The organism is Corynebacterium sp. HMSC061H03 (assembly GCF_001838215.1).
Classification (GTDB): domain Bacteria; phylum Actinomycetota; class Actinomycetes; order Mycobacteriales; family Mycobacteriaceae; genus Corynebacterium; species Corynebacterium jeikeium_D.
The window spans coordinates 1-778 of the sequence record NZ_KV836046.1; the positions used below are offsets into that span (position 1 = coordinate 1).

The following is a 778-nucleotide window of genomic DNA, read 5'->3' on the forward strand; positions in this document are numbered from 1 at the left end:
GGTAGGGTCAGGCGGTCATTGCATCATGGATAACACCAGAGATTACCTCCCGGGGAGTTAACCCGTCGAGCACTACCCGCGGCCGGTTATTCAGCAATGCTTCCGCCTCGGCGACCTCTTGGTCGGTGACATCGGTAAAGTTGGTGCCTTTGGGGAAATAAAACCGGATATCCCGATTCATCCGCTCATTGCTACCTCGCTGCCACGGCGAATGCGGATCGGCGAAAAACACCTGGATATTCTCCGCGACAGAAAACTCCGTGTGTTTGGCAAACTCCACTCCCTGATCCCAGGTCAACGTCGAAATCGTGGTGTCCATCGACTCTTTGAGCCGACGAATCATCCGTACCATCACCTCATTGACACTGGCGGCAGTATGGTCAGTGCCGAGTCTGCCGAGCAGCACAAACCTGCTGCGGCGTTCCACCAACGTCGCTAAAGCACTGGTGCCATCTGCGCCAATAATCAAATCGCCTTCCCAATGACCGGGTACCGCACGATCATTGGCTTCGGCTGGGCGAAGTGAAATATTGGCATCATGAGTCCAGCGTTTTCCACGTGGCTTGGGCACCCCTGCGAGAAGCGAGCGGGGTTTACGCCCTGGCCGGGTAGTCCGGCAGGACTTTTCAAACACAAGTTCTTTGCGCAAGCTGCCTGCCCCTTGTACGTAAAGGGCCTGGTAAATCGACTCGTGGCTAATAGTCATGGACGTATTATCACCCCACAGTGCAGCCAACCTGCCACTGGCCTGACGCGGCGAGGCGCCACGGTTGAGCAG

General features: G+C 56.4%; 1 protein-coding gene. It reads right to left on the bottom strand.

Translation table 11 applies throughout. From position 1 onward, the window contains the following. Positions 1 to 7: 7 nt before the first annotated feature. A partial coding sequence (locus tag HMPREF2787_RS00220; RefSeq protein WP_141763250.1) for an IS30 family transposase occupies positions 8 to 778 on the bottom strand: 771 nt, incomplete at its 5' end.